This is a genomic window from Lacihabitans sp. CS3-21 (assembly GCF_024343675.1).
Lineage (GTDB): Bacteria > Bacteroidota > Bacteroidia > Cytophagales > Spirosomataceae > Leadbetterella.
On record NZ_RJUD01000078.1, the window covers coordinates 1 to 1901 of the forward strand.

Annotated in this window: 2 protein-coding genes; both read right to left on the reverse strand. The window is 45.4% G+C overall.

Annotation, left to right across the window (positions count from 1 at the left end):
- Window positions 1-256: 256 nt before the first annotated feature.
- Window positions 257-1153, reverse strand: coding sequence for an NAD(P)-dependent oxidoreductase (locus EGI24_RS14510; RefSeq protein ID WP_255049183.1), 897 nt, complete (start codon window positions 1151-1153; stop codon window positions 257-259).
- Between the two features lie 31 nt (window positions 1154-1184).
- The coding region (locus tag EGI24_RS14515; protein WP_310586093.1) for a CorA family divalent cation transporter at window positions 1185-1901 on the reverse strand (717 nt) is incomplete at its 5' end.

A 1901-nucleotide genomic window follows, 5' to 3' on the forward strand; every position in this document is an offset into this window, starting at 1 on the left:
CATTTTTTGTGTGCCTTTGTGGAATAGCTTAAACAGTGACCCACTTCGAGATCTATCGATCGCAATTTCATTCAGATTATCATCTGAATTTCATTGTGCTCAGTGGCCGATTAACCAATAACCCACTTCGAGATCTATCGATCGCAATTTCAGTCAGATTATCATCTGAATTTCATTGTGCTCAGTGGCCGATTTACCAATAACCAATCAACCAGTAACTAATACACCAATAACAAATCAACCAATAACTAATACACTAATCCTCCCACTCCACATACCTCCGCCAATTGTGCTGCTCCTTAAAGCCCAACATTTCGCGGATTTTGCGGTTGGAGAATAAGGCCTCGGTTTCGTCAAGTTCTCGGCTGAGAGGTACATTCGGGAAAAACCTTTCGAGCAATTCCTTGTTGTTCAATACCGCACCATTGTGGTCGTTACCCGCATTAAAAACCTGATAACCCAAGCCGTCTTTCTTCAAGCAAAGATCCACTATCTGCCCCAAATCACGGGCATCGATATAACAGAACGCATTGCGGCGACGGACTTCAGGATTTCTGAAATAATGCGGAAACAGTTCGGCGTATTCATGCGGCTCTATCACATTGCCGATACGCAAGGCATATATATCAAAGCCCGAGCGTAGTTGAAAGCTCCGTGCCGTTTTTTCGTTCACTACCTTCGACAAACCATAACTGTCCATCGGGTCCACGTCATAATCTTCCTCCAATGGCAGCACTTTGGGGTCGGTGACGCCATCCGCAAAACAGATGCCGTAGGTGGTCTCCGACGAGGCAATGATGATCTTTTTGATGCCCAACTTTACAGCTGCCTCTATCACATTGTAGGTACCCACCGTATTTACCCTAAAAGTCTCGTTGTCGGGTTTGATGAGGATTCGCGGCACGGCCGCAAAATGCACCACGGCGTCAAATCGGGCTATGCCCTCGCCACCCTCCAGCTCGTGCAGGCCTGTGTAAGAGCTCATGGCATTAAACATCTGACCTGAATCGGTGATATCGGCTAGGAGGTTATGCACCCCTGGATGGTGCAGCGGCGTAAGATCCACATTCAGCACCTGATGGCCTTGCTCCAACAAATAAGGTATCACATGCCTTCCGGCCTTTCCTGAGCCTCCTGTAAATAGTATTCGCATTGTTTTTTTTATTATTAATTTCCTTTATACTTCAAATAATCCGTTTACGCTTAAACCACACATATATGACCGCCGCCACTACGGCCATCACCCCCAAAGTCATAAAATATCCCGACTGCCACTGAAGCTCGGGCATGTTTTCGAAGTTCATGCCGTAAATACCCACAATAAATGTCAAGGGCAAAAAGAAAGCCGAGAATATGGTCAGCAGTTTCATCACATCGTTGCTTTTTTGGGCACTGACCGACAGGTAGGTATTCATGAGGTTGACGGAGTCGTCGGCCACTTCGTCGTAGGTAAGGATAAGGCTCAGCAGGCGGTCTTTTATATCTTGCAGTGCCGACTTCGACGCAGGGCTTACCTCCATTTCGTTGATTACCCCCTGGGTTATTTGTAAGAGTTTCTTCGAAATTCGGGTTTGGGATTTCTGAAAATACAAATCCTCGAGAGAAATCTTGGCATCGTTTTTTAGGAAAATATGCTTCTCAAAATCATCCACTTGGTTGCTCAAATGGCTCGAAGGCTCCTCAAAGGTATCGATCATTTTGTGCATGATGGCTATCAAAAGCTCCTCAGAGGTGGTGCAGCTCACCTCTAAATTCTTGAGAAACGCAAACTCATTTCTATGGACGGTTATCAGTTTTTTGTCATTAAAAAAGAACGCCACTTTGTTGGACAGCTCGCTGATATTGGTGATTCTATCGTTGACATTGGCCGTAAATGCCCGCAATATCATAAAGTTATAGTC

Bases quoted from the DNA above. Each gene is read 5' to 3' on its own strand.
- EGI24_RS14510 (WP_255049183.1), bottom strand. From the start codon at position 1,153: ATGCGAATACTATTTACAGGAGGCTCAGGAAAGGCCGGAAGGCATGTG.